The organism is Novosphingobium resinovorum, assembly GCF_001742225.1.
GTDB lineage: Bacteria > Pseudomonadota > Alphaproteobacteria > Sphingomonadales > Sphingomonadaceae > Novosphingobium > Novosphingobium resinovorum_A.
The window spans coordinates 846,628-871,403 of the sequence record NZ_CP017075.1; the positions used below are offsets into that span (position 1 = coordinate 846,628).

Sequence of the window (24,776 nt, forward strand, 5' to 3'; positions counted from 1 at the left end):
TGCCATGGAGCCATTTCAGCGCATAGCGAAGGACAATGACCGAACTCGTCTCCCACCCCGCCCACCCTCCACTCGCCGTCCGCAGTGTGGAGGCGCGGATCATCGGGCATGACGCGCAGTGGCTGCGCGCGCGCTGGAAGATCATGGGGGCGGGAAAACTGGTCGTGCCGCCTTTCGCGGGCAAGGGCAGGGCGGATGGCTTGTGGCAGACCACCTGCTTCGAGCTGTTTCTCCAGCACGGCGATGGACCGGGCTATACCGAGATCAACCTTTCTCCCTCCGAGCGCTGGAACGTCTACGACTTCACCGCCCGGCGCGAAGGCATGGCCGAAAGGCCGATGCCGCGCGAACCCGAGTGCACCATCCGGCAGGGCACCGACATGGCGATCTTCGATGCCGCGATCCCCGCCGCCGGGCTGCCGCTTGCGCCGTGGCGGTGCGGTTTCACGGCGGTGATAGAGGAACAAGGCGGCCACAAGAGTTACTGGGCACTGGCCCATTGCAGTGACGCTCCCGACTTCCACGATCCGGCTTGCTTCACGGCGACCATTGCGGCACCCACCGCGCCATGAAATTCGGTATCGACCGCCTGCTGGCGGACCCCGCCCTGCGCGCCCCGCTCGAAGGCAAGCGCGTTTCGCTCATCGCCCATCCGGCCTCGGTGACCGAGGAACTGGTCCATTCGCTGGACGCCCTGATCGCGGCCGGGGTCAACGTGACCAGCGCCTTCGGCCCGCAGCACGGTCTCAAGGGCGACAAGCAGGACAACATGGTCGAGACGTTCGACGAGACCGATCCGGTTTACGGCATCCCGGTGTTCAGTCTCTACGGCGAGGTGCGCCGCCCGACCGGGCAGATGATGTCGACCGCCGATGTGTTCCTGTTCGACCTACAGGACCTCGGCTGCCGCATCTATACTTTCGTCACTACGCTGCTCTACCTGCTCGAAGAGGCCGCCGCGCAGGGCAAGAGCGTCTGGGTGCTCGATCGCCCCAACCCCGCCGGACGTCCGGTCGAGGGCACGACGCTGCTGCCGGGGCAAGAGAGCTTCGTCGGTGCCGGGCCGATGCCGATGCGCCACGGGCTGACACTTGGCGAGATGGGCCACTGGTTCATCCGCCATTTCGGCCTGAACGTGGATTACCGCGTGATCGCCATGGAGGGCTGGGAGCCCGAGTCCGCGCCCGGTTTCGGCTGGCCGCAGGACCGCATCTGGATCAACCCGAGCCCCAATGCCGCCAACCTCAACATGGCCCGCGCCTATGCCGGGACGGTCATGATCGAGGGCGCGACCGTCTCCGAAGGGCGCGGGACCACCCGCCCGCTCGAAATCCTGTTCGGAGCCCCCGACATCGATGCCAAGGCGGTACTCGCCGAGATGCGCGCCTTCGCGCCCGAATGGCTGGAGGGCTGCGCGATCCGCGAGTGCTGGTTCGAGCCGACCTTCCACAAGCACGCCAAGACCTTGTGCAACGGTTTGATGATCCACGCGGAAGGCGCGTTCTATGATCACCAGGCATTCCGTCCGTGGCGGTTGCAGGCACTGGCGTTCAAGGCGATCAGGCGCCTTTATCCGCACTATCCGCTCTGGCGCGACTTCCCGTACGAGTATGAATTCGAGCGCCTTGCCATCGACGTCATCAACGGTGGCCCGGCCTTGCGCGAATGGGTCGATGACCCGGCTTCCACGCCCGCCGATCTCGATGCGATCGCCGCCCGCGACGAGGCCGCCTGGCGCGCCGGAGTCGCGGACCTGCTGCTTTACTGAGCCGGCTTCACTTTGGCGGGGTCGTTGGTTACGGCAGGGGGCTCGATGGTCCGGCCCGTGCCCGCCTCGGTGAGCACGGAGCAGCCGTTGACTCGCTTCTCCACCGCGCTGAGCAGCATCGGCGCGTCCCTGCCGGGCTCGAACTTTACCGTGCCGGTGCTGGCGGAAACCTGCTCGACCTTGAATTCGCACTGACGAGTTTTGGCAGCGCTGGCTTCACCCTGAACTGCCACGCCGGCAGCGAGCATCAGCAGAAACGTCATCATCGGTCATCTCCTTGATGTATCGATCCTATCACGCCGACGGCGACGGTCACCCCTTCTTGCGCGTGAGTTCGCGCATCGCCGAGTCCAGCCCGTCCAGCGTCAGCGGGTACATCGCTCCGCCCATGATCTCGCGGATCATGCGAGTCGAACCCGAATAGCCCCACTGTCGTTCGGGGCTGGGGTTCAGCCACACCGTCGCCGGATAAGTCTGCACCACGCGGTTCAGCCAGACCGTGCCTGCTTCCTCGTTCATGTGCTCCACCGAGCCGCCGGGATGGCTGATCTCGTAGGGGCTCATCGCGGCGTCGCCGACGAAGATCACCTTGTAGTCGTGACCGTACTTGTGGAGCACGTCCCAAGTCGGCGTGCGCTGCGACCAGCGGCGGCGGTTGTCCTTCCATACGCCTTCGTAGAGGCAGTTGTGGAAGTAGAAGAACTCCATGTTCTTGAACTCCGCCGTGGCGGCGCTGAACAGTTCCTCGATCAGCCTGACGAACGGGTCCATCGAGCCGCCGACGTCGAGGAACAGCAGGACCTTCACCGCATTGTGCCGCTCGGGCCGCATGACGACGTCGAGCCAGCCCTGCTTGGCGGTCCCGGCGATGGTGGCGTCCAGATCAAGCTCCTCCGCCGCGCCTTCGCGGGCGAAGCGGCGCAGGCGGCGCAGCGCCACCTTGATGTTGCGGGTGCCGAGTTCACGGGTGTTGTCGAGGTTGGCGAACTCGCGCTTTTCCCAGACCTTGATCGCGCGGCCCTGCTTGCCTTCCCCGCCGATCCGCACGCCTTCGGGGTTGTAGCCCGAGTGCCCGAACGGCGAGGTGCCGTTGGTGCCGATCCACTTGTTGCCGCCCTGATGGCGCTTTTCCTGCTCCTCCAGACGCTTCTTCAGCGTCTCCATGATCTCGTCCCAGGACCCGAGCGCCTTCACCGCCTCCATCTCCTCGGCCGAGAAGTAGCGTTCGGCGAGCTTCTTGAGCCAGTCTTCGGGGATATCGACGGGCTGTTGGCCGTAGTCGCTGAACACGCCTTCGAAGACCTTGCGGAATACCTGGTCGAAGCGGTCCAGCAGGCCCTCGTCCTTCACAAAGGTGGCGCGGCTGAGGTAGTAGAACGCCTCGGGCGTCTGCTCGATCACGTCCTTGTCGAGCGCTTCCAGCAGCACGAGGTGCTCCTTGAGCGAGGCCGGAATGCCTGCGCTGCGCAGTTCGTCGATGAAGTTCAGGAACATGGGGCGCCTTCCCTGCGGCCTTGAGCGCGCATCTTCGGCCTATGCACGGCCGCGACCAGCACGAAGGAAATATACATCAACAGATACCACGCACCCAGCTTGCCGAAGTGGACCATCGCCCAGCCGCTGCGCTGGCTCGGGTAGATCCACGCGTGCGAGAAGGTCGCGAGGTTCTCCGCGAACCAGATGAACAGCGCGACGAGGAACCAGCCGAGCAGCAGCGGCATCCACCGATCCTCCCGCCAGACACGGAACCAGATGCGGGTGCGGGCGAAGCACAGGGCCAGCATGGCGAATAGCGCGAGCCGCAAGTCGGGCAGCCAGTGATGCGCGAAGAAATTGACGTAGATCGCCAAAGCCAGCACCACTGAAAGCCCCTCGCGCGGGTAGCCGGTGAAGCGGAAGTCGAAGATACGCCAGACGCGGGCGATGTAGCTGCCGACGGCCGCATACATGAATCCCGAGAACAGCGGCACCGCGCCCACACGCAACATCGCGGTTTCGGGATACTCCCACGATCCAACGGCGGTCTTGAAAAGCTCCATCACGGTGCCGACGACGTGAAAGGCAAGGATGACCTTGGCTTCGTCCAACGTCTCCAGCCGCAGCGCGAGCATCGCCAACTGGATGGCGAACGCACTGATGGTCAGGAAATCGTATCGGGCGAGCGGCGCATCGTCGGGATAGAACAAGTGCGTGCCGAGGAGCAGCGCGAGCAGCAGCCCGCCAAACAGGCAGGCCCAGCCCTGTTTGAAGCCGAACAGCAGGAACTCGTAGACCCACGCGCGCCAGCCCGGACGCGGCGTGAAGCCCTCGAGCCGCGCGCGGATCGCGGCGAAACGGGTGTGCGTGCTCGGCCCTGCGGTCATGACCCGGTGCCGCCGATCAGTCCTGCGGCGTGGGAGCCGGGGCAGGGGGCTGCTGCGGCCAGCGTTCCAGCGCCGGATCGATCACCGCCCAGTCCGGTGCGTCGTCGGTCCAGATCGCCATCGCGGGCCTCACGCCATGGTCGCCTTCGAGCAGGCCGATGCGAATGGTGCGGAACTGCGGGCGCGCGCTCGATCGGCCAAGGACCGGACTGCCGCAGGCCACGCAGAACTCCTGCGTCAGCGTATTGCCGCTGGCCGCGACGTAGACGAATTCGCCGCGATCCCCGGTCAGCGTCACCGCGTCGGTCGGGAACATCGCGTTGTTGGTCGGGCCGCCACCGGCGGTCTTCTGGCACTGGCGGCACCAGCACTGACGGGTGGCGACCGGCTCTGCGGTGATTTCGACGGTAACGGCACCGCAGTTGCAGCGCCCTGAATAGGATGCGGTCATCTCAGCGGTTTCCCCGGGCCATGAAGGCCAGCCTTTCAAACATCATCACGTCCTGCTCGTTCTTGAGCAAGGCCCCGTGCAGCGGCGGGATGGCCTTGGCGGAGTCCCTGTTCTGCAGCACGTCGAGCGGCATGTCCTCGTTCATCAGCAGCTTGAGCCAGTCGAGCAGTTCGCTGGTCGAGGGCTTCTTCTTGAGGCCGGGCACTTCGCGCAGTTCGTAGAAGATCTCCATGGCCTTGCGCACCAGCACCTTCTGGATGCCGGGGAAGTGAACGTCGACGATCGCCTCCATCGTCTCGCGGTCCGGGAAGCGGATATAGTGGAAGAAGCAGCGGCGCAGGAAGGCGTCGGGCAGGTCCTTCTCGTTGTTCGAGGTGATCACCACGATCGGGCGCTCGACGGCGGCGACGTGCTCGCCGGTCTCGTAGACGTCGAAGGCCATGCGATCGAGTTCGGCGAGGAGATCGTTGGGAAACTCGATGTCGGCCTTGTCGATCTCGTCGATCAGCAGGACCGGCAGGCGCGGCGAGGTGAACGCCTCCCACAGCTTGCCCTTGCGGATGTAATTGCCGATGTCGTGCACCCGCGCATCGCCGAGCTGGCCGTCGCGCAGGCGGGCGACGGCGTCGTATTCATACAGGCCCTGATGCGCCTTGGTGGTGGACTTGACGTTCCAGGTGATGAGCGGGGCATCGAGAGCCTCGGCGATCTGTTCGGCCAGCACGGTCTTGCCGGTGCCGGGCTCGCCCTTCACCAGCAGCGGGCGGCGCAGCAGCACGGCGGCATTGACGGCGACCTTGAGGTCCTCGGTGGCGACGTAGTTGCTGGTGCCTTCGAAACGCTGCATCGGCTCATCCTGTGACTTTAACCGTTTGATTAAGCCTTATGGGGTGCGATGCTGCAAGGCAATATCGATCCGGATACGACGGGCGGGCGATGGACTTCCCCGCGCGAGCGTTGCAGAGCAGAGCGCATGGGGCTCGATTTCCTGCGAAAGATGGACTGGCTGGGCGCGGCGCGTTGCGGCGCTTACTTGCGGATTCTCGCGCTGCTCAATGTCGCGATGCTGGCTTGGCTGGTGGCGAGTTCGCATGGCGGTGTCGATCGCAACGGCTTCCTGCTGGGGAGCGATTTCATCAGCTTCTGGACGGTCGGGCACATGCTCCGGGCAGGCGCGGACGTGTACGATGGCGCCGCGCATATCGCCGCGCAAAGGGCCTTCTTTGCATCCGAGGGCGGTTACACCGCCTTCTTCTACCCGCCCTCATTCCTGCCGTTCTGCTGGCCGCTCGGCGGGCTGGGCTATTTCCCGGCGCTCGCCGCGTGGCTGGTCACGACGGGGGCGGTCTATGTCGCGAGCGTGCGGGCGTGGTGGCACCGGTTTTTGGTGCCGGTTCCTTTGTGGCTGCTGCTCCTCGCGTTCCCGGCGGTGCCGATCGTGGTGACGCACGGCCAGACGGCGTTCCTCGTCGCGGGATTGCTCGGGGCTGGACTGTGGCTCGTGCCCACGCGGCCGGTGCTGGCGGGCGTGCTGCTGGGGCTGGCGACGATCAAGCCGCAGTTCGGGCTGCTGCTGCCGATCGTGCTGCTGCTCACCGGTCAATGGCGAACGATCCTCGCAGCCGCCCTCACCGCCGGACTGCTTGCCGCCGCCTCGGCGCTGCTGTTCGGTGGCGAGGTCTGGTCAGGCTGGCTCTCCGCCAGTGCCCGCGCCGAGGAGGCCATGGCGGCAGGCGCGGTCGGCTACGCCAAGATGATGAGCCCCTTCGCGGCGCTCAAGCTGCTGGGCGCCGCGACATCGGTTGCCTATGCGGTGCAGGCGGTGGTGGCGCTGGTGATAGCGGGCCTATTGGCGCGGGCAGCATGGCGAAGGGGCTGGTCCGATGGTCTGGCCGTCCTCGCCCTCGCCGGAGCGCCGCTGGTGACGCCCTTCGTACTCGACTACGACATGGTGCTGCTGGCGTTCCCGCTACTCTGGCTGGTGGGGCAGGGGCTGCGCCGCGGCTTCGCCGGGTGGGAGAAGCTGGCGATCCTCCTCGCCTTCGCCGCGCCAGCCTTCGCGCGGCCTTTGGCGATGAACCTTGCTCTGCCGGTGATGCCGCTGGTGCTGGGCCTGTTGTTTGCAGTGCTGTGGCGACGGGTCAGCCGGCCAGCTTCGCCAGTCGCAGCATGAGCACTTCAAAGCGTTTGTTGTCGATCGGCGCCTTCGGATCGTTCCAGCTTCCCGTCACCACCGACCATGTCTCGACTTTGTCGCGCAGCAGCCAGGTCATGCTCATCACGCCGTCCTCCGAGCCGCCTTTGTAGCCCACGTAGGCCCGCGTGCGGGCCGTGGCGCTATCCATCGCCGGGTTGATGGCGAGGATGTCGAACGCCTCGCGGCTGTCGAGGCGGCGCAAGTCGTCCATCACCCCTGCAAGGTCTGCAGGGGAGGAGAACCATTCGATCCGGTCGATCGCCACCGGGCCATGACCGAAGACTTCGCCGGGATCGGCCTCGGCGACCCGCGAGAGGTCCAGCGCATCGAGCTGGCGCTGACGTTCCTCCGGCGAGGCGCTGGCATACCGCTCCGTGACCGCATCACCGCCGCGCTTGAGGGCGAAGAGCTGCGCGGTCGTCATTATCGGCGCCATCGCCTCGGGCCTTGCGTGCCGGGCGAGGCGGACTTCGCGTGCCAATGCCTCCTGCCCGGCAAGGCGCACCAGCATGTCGGTCGCGGTATTGTCGCTGATGGAGATCATCAGGCTGGCGAGGGTATGCACCGTCACCGGCGCACCGTCGGGGAGGGTGTGCACGGTGCCGCTCGGGAAGGACTTGCCCGATACGAGCACGACGTCGCTCCAGCGCCGCTTGCCTTCCTTCACCTGCCGCGCCAGCGCCGCGAGGACGTAGAGCTTGAACGAGGAGCCCACTGCGAACGGTGTCGTCACCTCGCGGCCTTTGGCGAGCACCGGCGCGTCATCACCGAGGCGATAGACCGCGAACCCGGCCTTTCCCGGCAGGGCTGCAAAATCCGCATCCAGCTTGTCGAGGCTGTCGCCTGCAGGCGTCACCGCGAAGATGCGAAAGCCCGCCACCAGGGGCTTGTCGCCCGGTCCCAGTTCGATCCGGGCGGGCGCGGTGGCATTGGCGAGTTTCAGGGTGAAGGTGGCCGAACGTTGCTGTTCGCGCTTGAAGTCCGCATATCCTTCCACCGCACCGCCCTGCGCCGCGATCTGCGAGGTGAGGGCACGAAGGCGCTCGGCCGGAACTTCGCTCAGGAAGCGGGCGTCGAAAGTCTCTGCGGCATCGCGCTTGCCCTGCATGACCGCGACGACCTCCGCGACACGCTGCTTGAGCAAAGCCTCGGTATCGTCCTGCGCATGTGCCGCGCCGCTACCCAGAACGAGTGCCAGCACGAAACTGAGAAAACCCCGCCATCCGCTCATTGCCTGCCCCCGGCCTGACCATCGCGGGCAGGCTGACGGCAGGCGGGATGAAGGTCAACGGGTGTTCATCGGGCGGTATCCGTCAGGCGTCGATCAGTTCGCGGTCGAGGTCGCCGGCGCGGTTCTGGATGAAGTGGAAGCGATGTTCGGGATTGCGGCCCATCAGGCGGTCGACGAGATCCTTCACTGCGAATCGGCCCTCGCTCTCCTGCGGCAGGGTGATGCGGATCAGGGAGCGGGTGTCCGGGCTCATCGTCGTCTCGCGCAGCTGGCCGGGGTTCATCTCGCCAAGGCCCTTGAAGCGGCCGACTTCGACCTTCTTGCCCTTGAACTTGGTCGCTTCCAGTTCGGCACGGTGGGCATCGTCGCGGGCGTAGGCGGAAGTCGCGCCCGAAGTCAGGCGGTAGAGCGGCGGCTGCGCGAGGTAGAGGTGGCCGCGCCGAACGATGTCCGGCATCTCCTGGAAGAAGAACGTCATCAGCAGCGTGGCGATGTGGGCGCCGTCGACGTCGGCGTCGGTCATGATGACGATGCGGTCATAGCGCAAGTTGTCGGCGTTGCAGTCCTTGCGCGTGCCGCAGCCGAGCGCGAGGCCGAGGTCGGCGATTTCCTGGTTGGCGCGGATCTTGTCGGCCGTGGCCGATGCGACGTTGAGGATCTTACCGCGGATCGGCAGGATCGCCTGCGTCTTGCGATCGCGCGCCTGCTTGGCCGAGCCGCCTGCCGAATCGCCCTCGACGATGAACAGTTCGGTTTCGCCGTGACCTTCGCCCGAGCAGTCGGTCAGCTTGCCGGGAAGGCGCAGCTTGCGGGCGTTGGTGGCGGTCTTGCGCTTGACCTCGCGCTCCGCCTTGCGGCGCAGGCGTTCGTCCATGCGCTCCATGACGGAGCCCAGCAGCGCCTTGCCGCGATCGAGGTTGTCGGTGAGGAAGTGGTCGAAGTGGTCGCGCACCGCCGCCTCGACCATGCGTGCGGCCTCGGGCGAGGTCAGGCGGTCCTTGGTCTGGCTCTGGAACTGCGGGTCGCGGATGAAGACCGAGAGCATCACCTCACTGCCGGTCACCACGTCGTCCGGCGTGATGTCCTTGGCCTTCTTGGCCTGGCCGACGAGATCGGCGAAAGCACGAATGCCCTTGGTCAGCGCGCCGCGCAGGCCCTGCTCATGGGTGCCGCCGTCGGGCGTCGGGATGGTGTTGCAGTACCACGAGTACGAGCCGTCGGAGTAGAGCGGCCAGGCGATCGCCCATTCGACGCGGCCTTGTTCGGAGCCGTCCTCGCCCTTGGGGAAGTCCTGTGATCCGGAGAAGAACTGCGTGGTCACGCATTCGCGAGTGCCGATCTGCTCGGCAAGGTGATCGGCAAGGCCGCCGGGGAACTGGAAGGTCGCCTCCGCCGGAACCCCGTCCACCGCGAGTGCAGGCGCGCACTTCCAGCGGATTTCGACGCCTGCGAATAGGTACGCCTTGGAGCGCACCAGCTTGAACAGACGCGCGGGCTTGAACTTCTGGTCGCCGAAGATTTCGGTGTCGGGCGTGAAGGTGACGGCCGTGCCGCGCCGGTTCGGCGCTGCGCCGACACGCTGGATCGGACCGAGCGTCACGCCGCGAGAGAATTCCTGCGCGTAGAGTTCCTTGTTGCGTGCCACTTCCACGCGCGTCTTTACCGACAGCGCGTTGACCACCGAGATGCCGACGCCGTGCAGGCCGCCCGAAGTGGCGTAGGCCTTGCCGGAGAACTTGCCGCCCGAGTGCAGGGTGGAAAGGATGACCTCCAGCGCCGACTTGCCCGGGAATTTGGGATGCTCGTCCACCGGGATGCCGCGGCCGTTGTCGGTGATGGTGATGCGGCCGGCGGTGCCGGGTTCGTCCTCCAGCGTCACCTCGATGCGGTTGGCGTGACCGGCGACGGCCTCGTCCATCGCGTTGTCGAGGACTTCGGCCGCAAGGTGGTGCAGCGCGCGCTCATCCGTGCCGCCGATGTACATGCCCGGACGGCGGCGGACGGGTTCGAGCCCCTCCAGCACCTCGATCGCGGAACCGTCATAGGACTCGCCGGTGGCGGCGGGGAGCTTGTCGAAGAGGTCGTCGGACATGGCGGCCACTATAGGGCGCGCGGAATCGTGGGGGCAAGCAGGGGTTTGCGCTTTATCCGCAGGGCTTGAAGGGCGGTGTTGGAACCGGCCCACCCCCAACCCCTCCCGCAAGCGGGAGGGGAGTTCATGTCGTTTTTGCCCTCTCGCTTGCGGGAGGGCCGGAAGGCTTGGCAGCTGGCTGCCTAGCCGGACGGGGTGGGCAGAGCCTTACTCCCCGAACTTCACCGGCGCCGGGCTGACGACCTTCACCGTGCCCGCGCCGACCTCACGCACTTCCAGCGCGCGCTCGATCAGGCCGCCCTTGGTGAAGCGGAACGCGCCGTCCACGCCAAGGAAGCCACCGGGAAACGCCTTGGTGTCGCGCAGGGTATCGACCGGGAAGCGGGTGCCCGGCTTCCAGTCGCGCGCGACGCGAAGGGTCAGGAGCACCGCATCATAGCCGAGCGTGGCGATACGGAACGGCTGGCTACCGAAGCGCGCGCGGTAGCTCTTGGAGAACTGTGCGAAGCGCTGGTCGGACACGGTCGAATACCAGGCGCCTGCCAGTGCTGCCGAGGCGTTGACGTCACGCTCGCCGCTCCACAGTTCGGTGCCGAGGATCTTCACGCCGGGCGTCTTCGCCGCGCCCTTGAAGGCCGTGGCGGCACGAACCGAGAGCGATCCGCTGTCGGCGATCAGCAGGGCGTCGAAACCGCCCTTGGCCTTCACGCGCTGCGCGGCCGAAGCGATCGATACGGCGCTGCGCTCGTAGGGCTCCAGAGCGATCACCGAGCCGCCACTGGCGCGTACCGCCTGCAGCAGCGCGGCGCTGGTACGGTCGCCGTAGTCGCCGCGCGGAACCAGCGCGCCGAACGTGGAGATGCCCTGCGAACGGGCATACTGCACCGTGCGGGTCACCGACTGCCCGGGCAGGTTGCCCATGATGAGGACATCGCGGTTCGCCGCCTGCTCGTCATTGGAGAACGAGATGACGGGAACCTTGGCCGCCTTGGCGATGCCCGAGACGGCCGGGATGTCGTCGGCGAGCAGCGGGCCGAGGATCAGCTGGTTGCCGTCCGTCACCGCGCGGCGGGCAGCTTCGGCCGGATTGGCGCTGGTATCGTACGTCGTCACGCGCAGGTTCTTCGCGGCGGTGTCGAGCAGGGCCATGTTGGCGGCATTGGCGATCGCCTGGCCGACGCCCGCGTTGGCGCCGGTCATCGGCACCAGCAGCGCGATGCTGTGACGGTCCTTGTCCACCGGCAGTTCGCTCTGCGAGGGAGGAGGCGTGGGCGCGGGCGGCGGGCCGGGCTGAGGCGCCTTGGGCACCACGGTACAACCGGCGACCAGAGCCATGGCGGCCGCGGCGAGAAGACTGCGACGATTGAGGCGCCCGTTCCCTTTAAGGTCGAACATAGCTTGCCGCTCCCTCGGTATCTGGGCCATGAGTCTGGCCGATGGAAAACACACTCTTGCCGGGCCTTTACATAGTCGCAACCCCGATTGGCAACCTGGGGGACATTACCCTCAGGGCAATCGAGACCCTGCGCGGCGTCTCCGCAGTCGCCTGCGAGGACACTCGCGTGACGGGCAAGCTGTTGCATCACCTCGGTTTGAAGAAGAAGCTGGTACGCTACGACGACCACGCTGGGGAGGGCGATCGCGAACGGCTGCTGGCGCTGATGGAAGCAGAGCCGGTCGCACTGGTCAGCGATGCGGGGACGCCGCTGATCTCGGACCCGGGCTATCGCCTCGTGCGTACCGCAAGGGAGCGGGGAATCGCGGTAACCAGCCTGCCGGGGCCGAATGCGGCGGTAGTGGCGATGACGCTTTCGGGCCTGCCGAACGACCGCTTCCTGTTCGCCGGTTTCCTGCCGAACAAGGCCAAGGCGCGCGAGGACATGCTGGCCGAACTGGGTAAGGTTCCCGCCACGCTGATCTTCTACGATACGGCGCCGCGCCTTGACGCGTCGCTGGCCGCGATCGCCTCGGTGCTGCCGGGGCGAGAGGTTGCCGTGGGGCGGGAACTGACCAAGAAATTCGAGGAATGCCGCAGCGGTTCTCCACAGGAACTGTCGGAATACTACGCCGCGCACCCGCCCAAGGGTGAGATCGTGCTGCTGATCGCACCGCCCGGAGAGGAACCGTTGGGAGAAGTGGACGTCGATGCCCTGCTGCGCGAGGCGCTGGCCACGGCCAAGGCCTCGCAGGCGGCAGCGGCGGTGGCGAAGGCGACCGGGCTCGACCGCAAGACGCTCTATGCCCGGGCACTCGAACTCAAATGAGCGAGCGGCGCAAGCGGGCCGAGCGGCATGGGCGGCGCGGGGAGTGGATCGCCGCGCTCTACCTCTGGCTCACCGGCTGGCGTGTCGTCGGGCGGCGGGTGAAGACCCGCAAGGGCGAGGTGGATATCGTCGCGCGGCGCGGCCGCACGGTCTGTTTCGTCGAGGTGAAGTGGCGGGCGACGCAGGCGGAACTCGCCATGGCCATCGATGAGCGGCGGCTCAGGCGCGTGGCCGATGCCGCGCAATTGATAGCGAGCCGCTATGCACGTCCCGGCGACGACCAGCGCATCGACGTGATCCTGATCGCGCCTTGGGTTTGGCCCCGCCGAATCGTCAATGCCTGGCAGCCAGGAGGCTGACGCGGACTTGAAACTCGCGATTGAGGTCGCACCTAGGCGCGAACGCGGCTAGACCGCCGCCGACCAAAGTACCCCCGACTCCGAAAGGCCCGAATCCGCCATGACTTTGCGCGTCGCCGTCCAGATGGACCCGCTCGAAACGATCAAGATCGCGGGCGATTCGAGCTTCGCCCTGATGCTCGCCGCGCAGGCGAGGGGGCACACCCTCTATCACTACGACGTGCGCACGCTGGCCTACGACACCGCGCACGGCGCTGGCGGCCGCCTGACCTGCTGGGGCGCGCCCGTCACCGTCCAGCGCGTCGAGGGCAATCACTTCACGCGCGGCGAGTATCGCCTGATTGACCTTGGCGAAGACATCGACGTGGTGCTGATGCGCCAGGACCCGCCCTTCGACCTGGGTTACATCACTGCGACGCACCTGCTGGAGCGGCTCGCAGGAAAGACGCTGGTGGTCAACGACCCTGCTTCTGTGCGCAATGCGCCGGAGAAGGTCTTCGTGCTCGACTACGCGCGGTTCATGCCGCCAACCTTCATCGCCCGCCGGATCGAGGACGTGAAGGCGTTCAACCTGCGCCATCCCGGCGACCTCGTGATCAAGCCGCTTCACGGCAACGGCGGCAAGGCGGTGTTCCGCGTACCCGCCGACGGATCGAACCTCGGCGCGCTGATCGAAATGTTCGAGAACGCCTGGGTCGAGCCGTTCATGGTCCAGCCCTTCCTCCCCGACGTGTCGGAAGGCGACAAGCGCATCGTCCTCGTCGACGGCGAGTTCGCGGGCGCCATCAACCGCAAGCCGGGCGAGGGCGAGTTCCGCTCGAACCTCGCGGTGGGCGGCTCGGCCGAGGCCAGCACGCTCACTTCGGCGGAAGAGGAAATCTGCGCGGCGCTTGGGCCGGAACTCAAGGCGCGGGGGCTGGTTTTCGTCGGTATCGACGTGATTGGCGGAAAATGGCTGACGGAAATCAACGTGACTTCGCCCACCGGCATCGTGGCGATCGACCGGTTCAACGGCACAGATACGGCCGCGCGCATTTGGGATGCGATCGAAAGGCGGCATGCCGCGATGTGATCTTTTCTCCTGCCCCTTCAGGGGCGGGATACGCAGGCTTGGCCGCTCAGCGGCCTAGCCGAAGTTGGGTGGGGCTGGTGCTCAAGCTCCCCTTCCAAGCTGCGCTATCCTTCCCCCTGACAGGGCAAGGACAACCGGGTGTCGCTCATCGTGGGTGAATGGATCTACGAAATCGTCCGGCAGGGCGGATACCTCGGCATCATGTTCCTCATGGCGCTGGAGAACATCATCCCGCCGATCCCCTCCGAGGTCATCATGGGCCTTGGAGGGATCGCCGTTGCGCGCGGTGACATGCATTTCTGGCCGCTGCTGTTCTGGGGAACCTTGGGATCGGCCCTTGGCAACTACGTGCTGTTCCTCATAGCCGATCGTCTCGGCTACGAGCGGCTGCGGCCGTTCATCGACCGCTGGGGCCGCTGGCTGACGCTGGAATGGCACGATGTCGAAGTGGCCGGACGCTTCCTGCGCAGGCACGGGCACTGGGTGGTCTTCGTGTTCCGCTTCATGCCGATGTTCCGTTCGGTGATCTCGATCCCGGCCGGGCTGGCGCACATGGGGCACGTCAAGTTCTTCGCCTTCACCTTCGTCGGAGCGGCGATCTGGAACGTGGCATTGATTCTCGGCGGCAAGTGGCTCGGCCAGACGCTGGCGCAGGCGGAGCAGTGGCTCGGCTGGGCGACACTAGCGGTCGCTGTGGTGACCGTAGTGTTCTACGTCTGGCGGGTGCTGCGCTGGAAGCCGCGGTCGGAATAGTCAGTCGCGTTCGCGCGGGTGGGCATTGCGATAGACGTCGAGCAGCGTCGCCGCATCGACCTTGGTATAGATCTGCGTCGATCCCAGCGAGGCATGGCCCAGCAGTTCCTGCAATGAGCGCAAGTCCGCCCCCGCACCGAGCAGGTGCGTGGCGAAGCTGTGCCGCAGCGCATGCGGGGTCGCGCTCGCCGGCAGACCCAGCCATACCCGTGCCCGCGCCACTGCCTTCTGCACCATCCCCTGCGACAATGGCCCACCCTTGGCGCCCCGGAACAGCGCCTTGTCACGCTCGACCGGCCACGGCGACAGGGTAAGATACTCCGTCACCGCATTACGCACCGCAAGTAGCAGCGGCACCATCCGAGGCTTCCCGCCCTTGCCGGTGACCGTCAGCGTCTCACCCAGCGGCAGCGCGGCGCCCGTCAGCGACAGCGCCTCGGCGATACGCAGGCCGGAGCCATAGAGCAGCATCAGCACCGCGCGGTCCCGCGCGCCGATCCAGGGCTCCGAAGCGTCGTCCCGGACCCCTTCCGCAAGGCCCACCGCTTCGTCCGGGGTGACGGGGCGCGGCAGGCCTTTCTTGACGCGCGGCCCCTTAACGCGCGGCGCCGATGCCTGAGCGATCCCGGCCTTTTCCCGTGCGAAGATCAGGAACGCCTTGAGCGCCGAAAGCTCGCGCGCGGCCGAGACATTGCCGATGCCGTCCTGCCGCCGCGCCGCCAGATGCGCGCGCAGTCCCGCCGCATCGAGTACGGCCAGCCTGTGCCAGTCGGCCTCGCCCAGACTGTCGAGCAACCGTCCTGCCGTCGCAACGTAAGCCCGCACCGTATGCGGACTGCGCCGCCGTCCTTGCGCCAGATGGGTGCCCCAGGCTTCGAGCAGGTCGGCCTTCTGCGCCATCAGCCCTCGACCAGTTGTGCGGGCACCAGTTCGCTGAGCAGTCCATCGAGCAGGACCATGCCCGTTTCGGTAACGCCGACCCGCGCGCCGTCGCGCCAGACGAGGGCCTGTCCTTCGTAGAACCGTGTCTTGGCCGGATCGCAAAGCTGATCCTCGGCCATGCCGAACCTTGCCGCCATCGCGGCGAGGTCGACCCCTTCGCGCAGGCGCAAGCCCATCAGCATTGCCTCGCTCGCCTGTTCGGGGATGCCGAGCGGGCGTTCCTCAACGATGCCCTGCGCGGATTTCGCCATCGCGGCGAGCCAGTTCTCCGGCTTGCGGTGGCGCACCGTGGCCAGACCGCCGCGCCGTCCATGCGCGCCGGGGCCGATGCCGCAATAGTCCTGATAGCGCCAGTAGGTGAGGTTGTGACGGCTCTCCTCGCCGGGACGGGCGTGGTTGCTGATCTCGTAGGCCGGGAGCCCTGCGGCGGCAGTGACCTCGCGGGTGAGCGCGAACATGTCGGCGCAGGCGTCCTCGTCGAGCGGGGTGAAGTCACCTTTGCGCACCATCGTCTCGAAGCGCGTGCCGGGCTCGATGGTCAGCTGGTAGAGCGAGAGGTGTCCGGTGCCGTAGGCCAACGCGCGGTCCAGTTCGGCGCGCCAGTCGTTCAGCGACTGGCCGGGACGCGCGTAGATGAGATCGAAGCTGACGCGCTGGAAATGCCGCTGCGCCACTTCCAGCGCTTTCAGGCCTTCCGACGCATCGTGCAAGCGGCCGAGGAAGCGCAGCGTCGCGTCATCCAGCGCCTGCAGGCCCAGCGACACGCGGTTGACGCCGACGTCCGCCAGCGCCGCATAGTTGGCCGCCTCGACCGAGGAGGGGTTGCCCTCCAGCGTGATCTCGATGCCGGGCGCGAAGCCCCACAGCGCCTCGGCCTCCTGCAGCAGACGCGCGACCAGCGCGGGCGGCATCAGCGAGGGCGTGCCACCGCCAAAGAAGATCGACTCCAGCGGTTCTCCGCCTGCGAGCGCGTGTTCGTGGCGCATGTCGGCAAGCAGCGCCTCCTGCCAGTGCGCGTGATCGACACGGTCGCGGACATGGCTGTTGAAGTCGCAGTAAGGGCACTTGGCGAGACAGAACGGCCAATGGATGTAGAGGGCGCGGGCCATCGTTCTCTCAGGCGCGGATAGGCGCGCGAAGTCAATAGCCCCAATCGTCGAGGGCGGGGACGAGCAGGTGTTCTACCGCCGTGAACTCGGCCTCGTAATGGCGCCAGCGCTCCACCGAGGCGCGATTGAGCGGGCGCGTCACCTGGCTGCGGCTGGGGGTGTTGATGGCGTGCGTGGCGGCGCTCTTGTGGAAATCGCGCATGCCTTCGGTCCACGCGAGACCAAGGGATGGCAGGATGGCGCGCATCGTACCTTCGAGGTCGTCGACAAGCGCCTCGTAGCGCACTTCGCAGGCATGTAGCCCCAGCGCATCGCGCCAGCTCCGCCATGCGCCGGTGACGAGCGCGTGGAAGCGCACCGCGTCATCCCAGCGCAGCAGGTTCACAGTCGAAGGCGAGGGCGGCATCATCTGCAGGACGCTTGACAGACAGGCATCGCGTGGGCTTCGGACCATGAACAGGATCGGCGCTTCCGGGAACAGGCGCAGGATCACCGGCAGGTCGATCACGTTGAGCGCGAACTTGTCGATGAGGCGGCCGGTGGCAGCTCTCGGTCCCAGGCGCATGGCCGCAAGCGCCCGGTAGCGAGCCCGCAGCGCGGCGACGGCGGCGCGATCGAGCGAGTCGAGGGCACTCAGGCGAGACGGTCCGGGCCGCATAGCGGCTTGCGTGCCGGACAGCAGCGGCGCCTCGTCGGCGACCGTGACGCCGGGCGCGCAGGCAAGAACCTCCTGCATCAGCGTGGTGCCGGAGCGAAGGTAGCCGATCAGGAATATCGGGGCGGGATGGTCGTCGGCCGGTGCCTCGGTGCGCCAGCGTCGGATGATGGCGGCGTCGAAGTCGGCGGCGTCCCGGCCCAGAATGCGGCCGACCAGCCCCGCATCCTGTGCTGTATACTCTGGGACCTGAGCGGCGAGCGCGGCTCCGGCCTCAATGTCGGGAAAGACCTCCGGCCAGCGGCCTAGTCCGTCCAGCGCACGGGCGCGTTCCCGATAGGCGCGCATTCTGTCGCGGACGGGAGCCTCGCGGGCAAGAACGGCGTCGAGCCGGGCCGCTGCATCATGCGCCTTTCCGGCATCGATCTCTATGCTTGCGGTCAGGACTGAAAGGGCGGTCGCGTCGGGGGCGTGCCGCGAGGCGCGCTCGCAGGCGTCGAGCGCCAGTTCGTGGCGCGACAACTGCGCGGCGGCGGTGGCTGTTGCATGCCACAAACCAAACTCGTCGAGGCCGCTTGCGGCGATGTCTTGCAAGAGCGCCAGCGAGGCCGCCGGATCGCCGACTTTCTGCAGCAGCTGCGCGACCGGTATCAGGTCTGCCGGCGCCGCGCTTCCGGACAGTCTCGCCAGGCCCGCGTCGCGCAGGCACGGCACGCCTTCGTAGAGCTGCCCGGACGCGCAGAGCGCTTGTCCAAGCCATAGAGTGATCGCCGGATCGCCCGGCACCTGCTCCAGCGCCGCGCGAAAATGCCGGATGGCCGCGCCGAGTTTCCCCTTCGCGGCCGCCTCCCGGCCAAGGCGGGCATCGTCAGCCGTGAGCGGCATCGCCGAACTGATCGGCCACCAGCTTCTCGAAAGCGTCGGCGCGGTGGCTCATCGCCTGCTTTTCCGCGACGGTGAGCTGCGCAAAGCTGACGTTCTGACCCTGAGGCACGAAGACGGGATCATAGCCGAATCCCATCGTGCCGCGCGGTGGCCAGGAGAACGTGCCATCGACGCGGCCTTCGTAGATCGCCTCGTCGCCCTCGGGCCAGGCGATGGCAAGGACGCTGGTGAACCAGCAGGAGCGGTCCACATCCGGTCCCTGCTCGCTGAGCAGGCCCTCGACCTTGCCCATCGCCATGTACCAGTCGCGCCCGGGCTCACCCTCGAACCACTGTCGCTCCGCCCAGTCGGCGGTGTAGACGCCCGGCCGTCCACCGAGCGCCGTCACCGACAAGCCGCTGTCATCTGCCAGTGCGGGCAGCCCTGCCGCCTTCGCGGCGGCATGGGCCTTGAGCAGTGCATTCTCGACGAACGTGGTGCCGGTCTCCTCCGGCTCGGGCAGGCCAAGCTCGCCCGCCGAGACGCAGTCCACCCCGAACGGGGCGAGCAGCGCGGAAATCTCGCGCAGCTTGCCCGCGTTGTGCGTGGCGATGACCAGCTTCGATCCATCGAGCTTGCGCGTCATCAGCGGCCGACCGCCTTGGCCTGCGCCGCGAAGATGCCCTCGCAGCCGATGCGGGCGAGGCGCAGGAGGCGCAGCAGGCCTTCCTCGTCGTACGTCGCGCCTTCGGCGGTGGCCTGTGCTTCGGCGATCAGGCCGCCTTCGATCAGCACGAAGTTGGCGTCGGCATCGGCGCCGCTGTCCTCGATGTAGTCGAGGTCGAGCACCGGGGTGCCCTGGTGGATGCCGCAGGAGATCGCGGCGACGCGCGCGGTGATCGGGTCTTCCTTGATCTTGCCGTCGGCCATCAGCTTGTCGACGGCAAGGCGCAGCGCCACCCAGGCGCCCGAGATCGAGGCGGTGCGGGTGCCACCATCGGCCTGCAGCACGTCGCAGTCGAGCACGATCTGGCGTTCGCCGAGCTTCTTCATGTCGACCACGGCGCGAAGCGAGCGGCCGATAAGGCGCTGGATTTCCTGCGTGCGGCCCGACTGCTTGCCCTTGGCGGCTTCACGGCTGCCACGGGTATGCGTGGCGCGGGGCAGCATCGAGTATTCCGCCGTCACCCAGCCTTCGCCCTTGCCGCGCAGGAACGGCGGCACCTTCTCCTCGACCGAGGCGGTGACCAGCACGCGGGTGTCGCCGAAGGAGATCAGGACAGAGCCTTCCGCGTGCTTGGTAAAGCCGGTCTGGATGTCGATGGCACGCATTTCGTCAGGTGCACGGCCGGAAGGGCGCATTCTTGGGAATCCTCGTCGTGAAAATACCCGCTCGCCCTAGGCGCATTGGGCTTGAGGGTTCAAGAGCGATGGCTAAATTGACACGCGATATGCCCACGCCCCCGATCACCGAACTGACCACCCGCGCCCGCGACATCTTCCGCCTTGTAGTGGAGGGGTATCTGGCGACCGGCGTGCCGGTGGGCTCGAAGACGCTCGCCGGGCCGGGCGGGGTGAGCCTGTCGTCTGCCTCGATCCGGTCGGTGCTGGCAGACCTCGAAGGGCTGGGGCTGCTCGCCGCACCGCATACCAGCGCGGGGCGCCTGCCGACCGAGGCGGGGCTTCGCCTGTTCGTGGACGGCATCATGCAGGTGGCCGAACCCACAGCCGAGGAACGGCAGGCCATCGAGCGCCGCATCGCCGCGCCCGGGCCGATCGAAGCGGCGCTGGAGGCTACCAGCGCCCTGCTTTCGAACCTCTCGTCGGGTGCAGGCGTGGTCATGGTGCCGCGCCGGGAGCCGCGACTCATGCACCTGCAACTCGTGCCGCTGGCACCGGGCCGGGCGCTGGCGGTGCTGGTGGGCGAAGATGGCGGGATCGAGAACCGCGTGCTGGAACTGCCAATGGGCCTTCCCTCCGGCGCGCTGGAGGAAGCCTCCAACTACATCTCCGCGCATCTGGGCGGTCGCACGCTGGCGCAGGCTGCGCGAGCGATGCGCGCCGAAATCGCTTCGGGCAAGTCCGCCCTCGATGCCGCGAGCAGCGATCTCGTGGAGCGTGGTCTCGCCGTGTGGAGCGAGGATGCCACTGCAAGGCCGGTGCTGATCGTGCGGGGGCAGGCCAACCTGCTCGACGAGGCGGCGCTGACCGACCTCGAACGCGTCCGCTCGCTGCTCGACACCGCGCGCGAAGCGCAGTCGACGCGCATATTCATCGGTTCGGAGAACCGGCTTTTCGCGCTTTCCGGGTCCTCGGTCATCGCTTCACCCTATCGTGACCGCGAGGGCAGGGTGGTCGGCGTGGTGGGGGTAATCGGCCCGACTCGGTTGAATTATGCGCGCGTCGTCCCCATGGTGGACTTCACTGCCCAGAGCCTGGGCAAGCTCATCGGATAGCTGGAACCAAAGAACAAATGACCGACGACAAGACGCAGTCGCCCGCCATAGATCCCGCAGTGGCAGAGGAACTTCAGGGCGTGCCGGAGGACTTCGTGGACACCAAGGGCGAGAACGAGGAAATCGCGAAGCTGCGCGAGAAGCTGGCGACGGCCGAGCAGGACGTGCTTTACGCACGCGCCGAAACGCAGAACGTGCGCCGCCGCCTCGAAAAGGACATCGCTGACACCCGCGCTTATGCGGCGACCGGTTTCGCGCGCGATATTCTCTCGGTGTCCGACAACCTCGCCCGCGCCTTGACCGCGATCCCCGCGGAACTGCGCGAAGACGACAAGCTCAAGGGCCTCGTTGCAGGTATCGAGGCCACCGGTCGTGAGATCGACAAGGTCTTCGCCAGCCACGGCATCACCCGCATCGCCGCGATGGGCCTGCCGCTCGACCCCAATCAGCACCAGGCGATGATCGAGCTTCCCTCGGCGGATGCCGAGCCGGGTACGGTCCTGCAGGAAATGCAGGCCGGTTACATGATCAAGGACCGCCTCCTGCGTCCGGCCATGGTTGCCGTAGCCAAGAAGCCGGACTGATCGGGTTTCTCTATTAAGCTGAACATTCGGCCCGCCTCCGCAAATACCGGAGGTGGGCCGTATCGTATTGTTGCCGGGGAACCTCACGCGCGCGCCTCCGTTCACTCGTGTATAGGCTACAGAATTTCGGAGAACATCGATGCGCAAGCTCATCCTTCCTATTCTGGCCGCCGGTGCGCTGAGCATCGGTGGCTGCGCGAGTAACTATGCGGGCGAGGGCGCCCTTGCAGGCGGCGCGCTCGGCGCGGGCGTCGGCGCGATCGCTGGCGGTGACGTCGGCACGGGCGCGGCGATCGGCGCTGCAGCGGGCGCGGTGGCGGGTTCGCAGGCCAAGAAGAACGACCGTGGCTGCTATCGTTACGATCGTCGCGGCGACCGTTACTGGGATCGCGATTGCTGATCCTCTCAGGGAATAGAACTAAGAAAGGCGCGGACACGGCGGTGTTCGCTCCTTTCTTTCAGCGGAACGGCAGAATCCCGCGATAGGCTGCCAGTTCCGGCGCTCCGGGAAAGTGCAGCCCCTCACGCAGCAGAAAGACGTGCCGCACGATCTCCGCCTGCTGCTCGATGCCATAGCGATCGAGTGTCCAGCCTGGTCTCAGCACGTAGTCGTAACGGCATAGCGGATGACGCATCAGGGGCAGATACCAGCGTCCCTTGCGCTGGGTTTGCCACACATGGGTCATCTCGTGGATGAACAACCCCTGCAGTCCCGGCGCAGCGCGCGAGAAATCATCCAGATAGAGATCGCTACGGGGATGGAAGTGCAGGTGCCCGCAAGGCGCCATGACCGTGTTGACGGGCTGGAATGGGAACCATCGGCGGCGACGGACACGCACCGGCGCGCAGTCCACCGCATTCCCGAAGATCGAGCGGACGAGATCGACCTCGCCCGCCGTCAGCGCCCGCTCGTTCCCTTGATCCACAGCCGCACCGACGATCAGTGCTGCATTCCTTCCATGCTGCCGTGATCCATACCCTCATGGCTCATGCCACCGCCCCCCGTATCGCTCCCCAGGGCCTCGACCTGCAGCGGCATCGACAACTTGTCGCCGTCCGAGAACGTCAGGGTCAGCTCCGCCTTGCCGCCGGGCTTGAGGCCGGGCGAGACGTCGAAGACCATCACGTGCAGCCCGCCCGGCGCGAAGACCATCGAGGCGCCCGGGTCGATCGGCAGGCTGTCGACCTTGGCCATGCTGCCGCCGTTGCTCTGGTGCATCTCCGCCTTAGCCGCGCCGGAGACATGGACACCTGCCAGCGTAACCGGCTCGGCGCCGTCGTTGCGCACCGTAAAGTAGACTGCGCCCGGGCGTCCAGCCACGATCGGAAGCACCAGCTTGCCGTCGCTCGCCACCATGCCGGGCTTGGCGTCGGGGCCGGAAAGGGTGGCCTCATTCGATTCGGTCGGGCTGTCGGGCGTCTTGCCGCAACCGGCGACCATGGAAATCAGCGCCACGGAGCAGATCAGGGCCAGCGAGGCACGGGGGGGCAGGTTACGTTTGGTCACAGGCATTTCCCTTTGTTATGCCCCGTTTCTGAATCGTTGCGCCTAATGCCATTCACACAGGCTTGTTCCAAGCGAAACGTCACCTATATCCGGCCTCGACGACTTGGAACGTCACCGAGCCGTGCAAGCTGCCTTGCCTTGTGTAAGGGAGGCGATCCGCACGGTGTCACCCACTGACGTGAGGAATGGGGATAATGGCTAAAGTAATTGGTATCGACCTTGGCACCACCAACAGCTGCGTCGCCGTCATGGACGGCGGCAAGCCCAAGGTCATCGAGAATTCAGAAGGCGCGCGCACCACGCCCTCGATCGTCGCTTTCACCAAGGATGGTGAGCGCCTGATCGGGCAGCCTGCAAAGCGCCAGGCCGTGACCAACGGCAACAATACGATCTTCGCGGTGAAGCGCCTCATCGGCCGCCGCTTCGACGACCCGGTGACCAAGAAGGACACCGAGCTGGTTCCGTACCACATCGTCAAGGGCAAGAACGGCGATGCATGGGTCCAGGCCGGTGGCGAGGATTACTCGCCCTCGCAGATCAGCGCCTTCACGCTCCAGAAGATGAAGGAAACCGCCGAATCGTATCTAGGCGAGACGGTCACGCAGGCGGTCATCACCGTGCCTGCGTACTTCAACGACGCCCAGCGCCAGGCGACCAAGGATGCCGGCCAGATCGCCGGTCTCGAAGTCCTGCGCATCATCAACGAGCCGACCGCTGCGGCGCTGGCCTACGGCCTCGACAAGCAGGACGGCAAGACGATCGCGGTCTACGACCTCGGCGGCGGCACCTTCGACGTCTCGGTTCTGGAAATCGGCGACGGCGTGTTCGAGGTGAAGTCGACCAACGGTGATACCTTCCTCGGCGGTGAAGACTTCGACTCGAAGGTCGTGGAATGGCTGGCGGACAAGTTCAAGGCCAAGGAAGGCCTCGATCTCAAGACCGACAAGCTGGCTCTGCAGCGCCTGAAGGAAGCGGCTGAAAAGGCGAAGATCGAACTGTCGTCCACCGCGACGACCGAAGTGAACCTGCCCTTCATCACCGCACGCATGGAAGGCGGCGCCACCACTCCGCTGCACCTCGTCGAGACGATCACCCGTTCCGACCTGGAGCGCATGGTTGCCGACCTGATCCAGCGCACGCTGGAACCCTGCCGCAAGGCCATCGCCGATGCCGGCCTTTCGGCCAAGGACATCGACGAAGTCGTGCTCGTGGGCGGCATGACCCGCATGCCCAAGGTGCGTGAAGTCGTGAAGGACTTCTTCGGCAAGGAACCGCACACCGGCGTGAACCCGGACGAAGTCGTCGCCATGGGCGCGGCGATCCAGGCGGGCGTTCTGCAGGGCGACGTCAAGGACGTGCTGCTTCTCGACGTGACCCCGCTGTCGCTGGGCATCGAGACGCTGGGCGGTATCATGACCAAGATGATCGACCGCAACACGACGATCCCGACTAAGAAGAGCCAAGTCTACTCGACCGCCGAGGACAACCAGCAGGCGGTGACGATCCGCGTGTTCCAGGGCGAGCGCGAGATGGCGCAGGACAACAAGCTGCTCGGCCAGTTCGACCTCGTCGGCATCCCGGCCGCGCGTCGCGGCGTCCCGCAGATCGAGGTGACCTTCGACATCGACGCCAACGGCCTCGTCAACGTGTCCGCCAAGGACAAGGGCACCGGCAAGGAACAGCAGATCCGCATCCAGGCCTCAGGCGGCCTTTCGGACAGCGACATCGACCAGATGGTCCGTGACGCCGAGAAGTTCGCCGAAGAGGACAAGAAGCGCCGCGAATCGGCCGAGGCCCGCAACCAGGCCGACAGCCTCGTCCACGCGACCGAGCAGCAGCTGACCGAGCACGCCGACAAGATCGACGCTTCGCTCAAGGCTGAAGTCGAGGCCGCGATCGCCGCGACCAAGACCGCTCTGGAAGGCAACGATGCGACCGAAATCAACGCTAAGGCTCAGGAACTGACCCAGGTGGCGATGAAGGTCGGTCAGGCCATCTACGAGAAGGAGCAGGCTTCCGCTGCTTCGCCGGAAGCCGCCAAGGCTGACGACGACGTGGTCGACGCCGAGTTCTCGGAAGTCGACGAAAACAAGGGCTGACAAGTCCTGA

26 protein-coding genes are annotated in these 24,776 nt (G+C 66.5%); 11 read left to right on the plus strand and 15 right to left on the minus strand.

Annotation, left to right across the window (positions count from 1 at the left end; translation table 11 throughout):
• Positions 1-35: 35 nt before the first annotated feature.
• Positions 36-572: a DOMON-like domain-containing protein gene (locus BES08_RS03785; protein ID WP_036523106.1), complete on the plus strand. Its 537-nt coding sequence runs from the start codon at positions 36-38 to the stop codon at positions 570-572.
• Positions 569-1,768 carry an exo-beta-N-acetylmuramidase NamZ family protein gene (locus BES08_RS03790; protein ID WP_036523109.1) on the plus strand — a complete coding sequence of 400 codons (1,200 nt, stop codon included), beginning with the start codon at positions 569-571 and terminating at the stop codon, positions 1,766-1,768. The genes BES08_RS03785 and BES08_RS03790 overlap by 4 nt, the downstream gene beginning before the upstream one ends.
• On the opposite strand, the gene BES08_RS03795 is transcribed toward BES08_RS03790, so the two are convergent.
• Genes BES08_RS03795 through BES08_RS03815 form a run of 5 tightly spaced genes read right to left on the minus strand, consistent with a single transcriptional unit; the run spans position 1,762 to position 5,429 of the window.
• Positions 1,762-2,034, minus strand: a complete 273-nt coding sequence (locus BES08_RS03795) for a hypothetical protein (RefSeq protein WP_036523112.1) — start codon at positions 2,032-2,034, stop codon at positions 1,762-1,764. The genes BES08_RS03790 and BES08_RS03795 overlap by 7 nt on opposite strands.
• 46 nt (positions 2,035-2,080) lie before the next feature.
• The gene (locus BES08_RS03800; protein WP_069707712.1) at positions 2,081-3,262 is read right to left on the minus strand and encodes a vWA domain-containing protein; all 1,182 of its coding nucleotides are present in this window, start codon (positions 3,260-3,262) and stop codon (positions 2,081-2,083) included.
• On the minus strand, positions 3,253-4,131 hold the full coding sequence (locus BES08_RS03805; protein WP_008833175.1) for a DUF817 domain-containing protein: 879 nt from the start codon (positions 4,129-4,131) through the stop codon (positions 3,253-3,255). Before BES08_RS03805 ends, BES08_RS03800 begins: the two co-directional genes overlap by 10 nt.
• A 16-nt stretch (positions 4,132-4,147) precedes the next feature.
• Positions 4,148-4,582: a GFA family protein gene (locus BES08_RS03810; protein ID WP_036523115.1), complete on the minus strand. Its 435-nt coding sequence runs from the start codon at positions 4,580-4,582 to the stop codon at positions 4,148-4,150.
• Position 4,583: 1 nt separating this feature from the next.
• On the minus strand, positions 4,584-5,429 hold the full coding sequence (locus BES08_RS03815; RefSeq protein ID WP_008833173.1) for an AAA family ATPase: 846 nt from the start codon (positions 5,427-5,429) through the stop codon (positions 4,584-4,586).
• Positions 5,430-5,555: 126 nt separating this feature from the next.
• Between BES08_RS03815 and BES08_RS03820 the strand changes: the two genes are divergently transcribed.
• The gene (locus BES08_RS03820; protein ID WP_036523117.1) at positions 5,556-6,755 is read left to right on the plus strand and encodes a glycosyltransferase family 87 protein; all 1,200 of its coding nucleotides are present in this window, start codon (positions 5,556-5,558) and stop codon (positions 6,753-6,755) included.
• Here BES08_RS03820 and BES08_RS03825 read toward each other — a convergent pair.
• The 3 genes from BES08_RS03825 to BES08_RS03835 all read right to left on the minus strand — a co-directional run bounded on the left by BES08_RS03825 (position 6,724) and on the right by BES08_RS03835 (position 11,497).
• Complete coding sequence (locus BES08_RS03825; RefSeq protein ID WP_051586687.1) at positions 6,724-8,010, minus strand: serine hydrolase; 1,287 nt, start codon at positions 8,008-8,010, stop codon at positions 6,724-6,726. The genes BES08_RS03820 and BES08_RS03825 overlap by 32 nt on opposite strands.
• An 82-nt stretch (positions 8,011-8,092) precedes the next feature.
• Positions 8,093-10,102: a DNA topoisomerase IV subunit B gene (gene parE / locus BES08_RS03830; RefSeq protein WP_036523120.1), complete on the minus strand. Its 2,010-nt coding sequence runs from the start codon at positions 10,100-10,102 to the stop codon at positions 8,093-8,095.
• A 207-nt stretch (positions 10,103-10,309) separates the two neighbouring features.
• Positions 10,310-11,497: a penicillin-binding protein activator gene (locus BES08_RS03835; protein ID WP_051586688.1), complete on the minus strand. Its 1,188-nt coding sequence runs from the start codon at positions 11,495-11,497 to the stop codon at positions 10,310-10,312.
• A gap of 41 nt (positions 11,498-11,538) precedes the next feature.
• Here BES08_RS03835 and rsmI point away from each other — a divergent pair, with 41 nt between their 5' ends.
• The 4 genes from rsmI to BES08_RS03855 all read left to right on the plus strand — a co-directional run bounded on the left by rsmI (position 11,539) and on the right by BES08_RS03855 (position 14,550).
• Positions 11,539-12,366 (plus strand): 16S rRNA (cytidine(1402)-2'-O)-methyltransferase, encoded by an 828-nt coding sequence (gene rsmI / locus BES08_RS03840; protein ID WP_036523123.1) that lies wholly within the window; start codon positions 11,539-11,541, stop codon positions 12,364-12,366.
• Positions 12,363-12,725, plus strand: coding sequence for a YraN family protein (locus BES08_RS03845; protein ID WP_008833167.1), 363 nt, complete (start codon positions 12,363-12,365; stop codon positions 12,723-12,725). The genes rsmI and BES08_RS03845 overlap by 4 nt, the downstream gene beginning before the upstream one ends.
• Before the next feature lie 100 nt (positions 12,726-12,825).
• Positions 12,826-13,797 carry a glutathione synthase gene (gene gshB / locus BES08_RS03850; RefSeq protein WP_036523126.1) on the plus strand — a complete coding sequence of 324 codons (972 nt, stop codon included), beginning with the start codon at positions 12,826-12,828 and terminating at the stop codon, positions 13,795-13,797.
• A gap of 150 nt (positions 13,798-13,947) precedes the next feature.
• A complete protein-coding gene (locus BES08_RS03855; protein WP_069709141.1) occupies positions 13,948-14,550 on the plus strand; it encodes a DedA family protein in 603 nt (200 codons plus the stop codon).
• Here BES08_RS03855 and BES08_RS03860 read toward each other — a convergent pair whose 3' ends face one another.
• Genes BES08_RS03860 through rph form a run of 5 tightly spaced genes read right to left on the minus strand, consistent with a single transcriptional unit; the run spans position 14,551 to position 19,482 of the window.
• The gene (locus BES08_RS03860) at positions 14,551-15,450 is read right to left on the minus strand and encodes a tyrosine recombinase XerC (RefSeq protein ID WP_036523129.1); all 900 of its coding nucleotides are present in this window, start codon (positions 15,448-15,450) and stop codon (positions 14,551-14,553) included.
• Complete coding sequence (gene hemW, locus BES08_RS03865; protein WP_069707713.1) at positions 15,450-16,601, minus strand: radical SAM family heme chaperone HemW; 1,152 nt, start codon at positions 16,599-16,601, stop codon at positions 15,450-15,452. The genes BES08_RS03860 and hemW overlap by 1 nt, the downstream gene beginning before the upstream one ends.
• Before the next feature lie 31 nt (positions 16,602-16,632).
• Positions 16,633-18,141, minus strand: a complete 1,509-nt coding sequence (locus BES08_RS03870) for a tetratricopeptide repeat-containing sulfotransferase family protein (protein ID WP_036523134.1) — start codon at positions 18,139-18,141, stop codon at positions 16,633-16,635.
• The gene (rdgB, locus tag BES08_RS03875; protein ID WP_008832747.1) at positions 18,125-18,766 is read right to left on the minus strand and encodes an RdgB/HAM1 family non-canonical purine NTP pyrophosphatase; all 642 of its coding nucleotides are present in this window, start codon (positions 18,764-18,766) and stop codon (positions 18,125-18,127) included. The genes BES08_RS03870 and rdgB overlap by 17 nt, the downstream gene beginning before the upstream one ends.
• Entirely contained in the window at positions 18,766-19,482 is a 717-nt protein-coding gene (rph, locus tag BES08_RS03880; RefSeq protein WP_008832746.1) for a ribonuclease PH, read from the minus strand. The genes rdgB and rph overlap by 1 nt, the downstream gene beginning before the upstream one ends.
• An 89-nt stretch (positions 19,483-19,571) precedes the next feature.
• On the opposite strand from rph, the gene hrcA reads away from it, so the two are divergent.
• From hrcA to BES08_RS03895, 3 genes are all read left to right on the plus strand, one after another.
• Entirely contained in the window at positions 19,572-20,576 is a 1,005-nt protein-coding gene (gene hrcA / locus BES08_RS03885; RefSeq protein ID WP_069707714.1) for a heat-inducible transcriptional repressor HrcA, read from the plus strand.
• 17 nt (positions 20,577-20,593) lie between these two features.
• Positions 20,594-21,160, plus strand: coding sequence for a nucleotide exchange factor GrpE (gene grpE / locus BES08_RS03890; RefSeq protein ID WP_036523140.1), 567 nt, complete (start codon positions 20,594-20,596; stop codon positions 21,158-21,160).
• A 139-nt stretch (positions 21,161-21,299) separates the two neighbouring features.
• The gene (locus BES08_RS03895; protein WP_008832743.1) at positions 21,300-21,560 is read left to right on the plus strand and encodes a YMGG-like glycine zipper-containing protein; all 261 of its coding nucleotides are present in this window, start codon (positions 21,300-21,302) and stop codon (positions 21,558-21,560) included.
• 58 nt (positions 21,561-21,618) lie between these two features.
• Here BES08_RS03895 and BES08_RS03900 read toward each other — a convergent pair whose 3' ends face one another.
• Both BES08_RS03900 and BES08_RS03905 read right to left on the minus strand, forming a co-directional pair.
• Entirely contained in the window at positions 21,619-22,086 is a 468-nt protein-coding gene (locus tag BES08_RS03900; protein ID WP_036523142.1) for a hypothetical protein, read from the minus strand.
• Between the two features lie 14 nt (positions 22,087-22,100).
• Positions 22,101-22,673: a copper chaperone PCu(A)C gene (locus tag BES08_RS03905; RefSeq protein ID WP_036523145.1), complete on the minus strand. Its 573-nt coding sequence runs from the start codon at positions 22,671-22,673 to the stop codon at positions 22,101-22,103.
• Between the two features lie 188 nt (positions 22,674-22,861).
• Between BES08_RS03905 and dnaK the strand changes: the two genes are divergently transcribed.
• The gene (gene dnaK, locus BES08_RS03910; RefSeq protein WP_036523147.1) at positions 22,862-24,766 is read left to right on the plus strand and encodes a molecular chaperone DnaK; all 1,905 of its coding nucleotides are present in this window, start codon (positions 22,862-22,864) and stop codon (positions 24,764-24,766) included.
• Positions 24,767-24,776 lie beyond the last annotated feature (10 nt).

Excerpts from the sequence above, each read along its gene's own strand:
- BES08_RS03790 (WP_036523109.1), top strand. The coding sequence starts at position 569 with ATGAAATTCGGTATCGACCGCCTGCTGGCGGACCCCGCCCTGCGCGCC.
- BES08_RS03895 (WP_008832743.1), top strand. The coding sequence starts at position 21,300 with ATGCGCAAGCTCATCCTTCCTATTCTGGCCGCCGGTGCGCTGAGCATC.
- gshB (WP_036523126.1), top strand. The coding sequence starts at position 12,826 with ATGACTTTGCGCGTCGCCGTCCAGATGGACCCGCTCGAAACGATCAAG.
- rsmI (WP_036523123.1), top strand. The coding sequence starts at position 11,539 with ATGGAAAACACACTCTTGCCGGGCCTTTACATAGTCGCAACCCCGATT.
- hemW (WP_069707713.1), bottom strand. The coding sequence starts at position 16,601 with ATGGCCCGCGCCCTCTACATCCATTGGCCGTTCTGTCTCGCCAAGTGC.
- grpE (WP_036523140.1), top strand. The coding sequence starts at position 20,594 with ATGACCGACGACAAGACGCAGTCGCCCGCCATAGATCCCGCAGTGGCA.
- BES08_RS03805 (WP_008833175.1), bottom strand. The coding sequence starts at position 4,131 with ATGACCGCAGGGCCGAGCACGCACACCCGTTTCGCCGCGATCCGCGCG.
- rdgB (WP_008832747.1), bottom strand. The coding sequence starts at position 18,766 with ATGACGCGCAAGCTCGATGGATCGAAGCTGGTCATCGCCACGCACAAC.
- BES08_RS03785 (WP_036523106.1), top strand. The coding sequence starts at position 36 with ATGACCGAACTCGTCTCCCACCCCGCCCACCCTCCACTCGCCGTCCGC.
- BES08_RS03870 (WP_036523134.1), bottom strand. The coding sequence starts at position 18,141 with ATGCCGCTCACGGCTGACGATGCCCGCCTTGGCCGGGAGGCGGCCGCG.
- BES08_RS03905 (WP_036523145.1), bottom strand. The coding sequence starts at position 22,673 with ATGCCTGTGACCAAACGTAACCTGCCCCCCCGTGCCTCGCTGGCCCTG.
- BES08_RS03815 (WP_008833173.1), bottom strand. The coding sequence starts at position 5,429 with ATGCAGCGTTTCGAAGGCACCAGCAACTACGTCGCCACCGAGGACCTC.
- BES08_RS03860 (WP_036523129.1), bottom strand. The coding sequence starts at position 15,450 with ATGGCGCAGAAGGCCGACCTGCTCGAAGCCTGGGGCACCCATCTGGCG.
- BES08_RS03820 (WP_036523117.1), top strand. The coding sequence starts at position 5,556 with ATGGGGCTCGATTTCCTGCGAAAGATGGACTGGCTGGGCGCGGCGCGT.
- dnaK (WP_036523147.1), top strand. The coding sequence starts at position 22,862 with ATGGCTAAAGTAATTGGTATCGACCTTGGCACCACCAACAGCTGCGTC.
- parE (WP_036523120.1), bottom strand. The coding sequence starts at position 10,102 with ATGTCCGACGACCTCTTCGACAAGCTCCCCGCCGCCACCGGCGAGTCC.
- BES08_RS03845 (WP_008833167.1), top strand. The coding sequence starts at position 12,363 with ATGAGCGAGCGGCGCAAGCGGGCCGAGCGGCATGGGCGGCGCGGGGAG.
- BES08_RS03800 (WP_069707712.1), bottom strand. The coding sequence starts at position 3,262 with ATGTTCCTGAACTTCATCGACGAACTGCGCAGCGCAGGCATTCCGGCC.
- BES08_RS03795 (WP_036523112.1), bottom strand. The coding sequence starts at position 2,034 with ATGATGACGTTTCTGCTGATGCTCGCTGCCGGCGTGGCAGTTCAGGGT.
- BES08_RS03825 (WP_051586687.1), bottom strand. The coding sequence starts at position 8,010 with ATGAGCGGATGGCGGGGTTTTCTCAGTTTCGTGCTGGCACTCGTTCTG.
- BES08_RS03810 (WP_036523115.1), bottom strand. The coding sequence starts at position 4,582 with ATGACCGCATCCTATTCAGGGCGCTGCAACTGCGGTGCCGTTACCGTC.
- hrcA (WP_069707714.1), top strand. The coding sequence starts at position 19,572 with ATGCCCACGCCCCCGATCACCGAACTGACCACCCGCGCCCGCGACATC.
- rph (WP_008832746.1), bottom strand. The coding sequence starts at position 19,482 with ATGCGCCCTTCCGGCCGTGCACCTGACGAAATGCGTGCCATCGACATC.
- BES08_RS03835 (WP_051586688.1), bottom strand. The coding sequence starts at position 11,497 with ATGTTCGACCTTAAAGGGAACGGGCGCCTCAATCGTCGCAGTCTTCTC.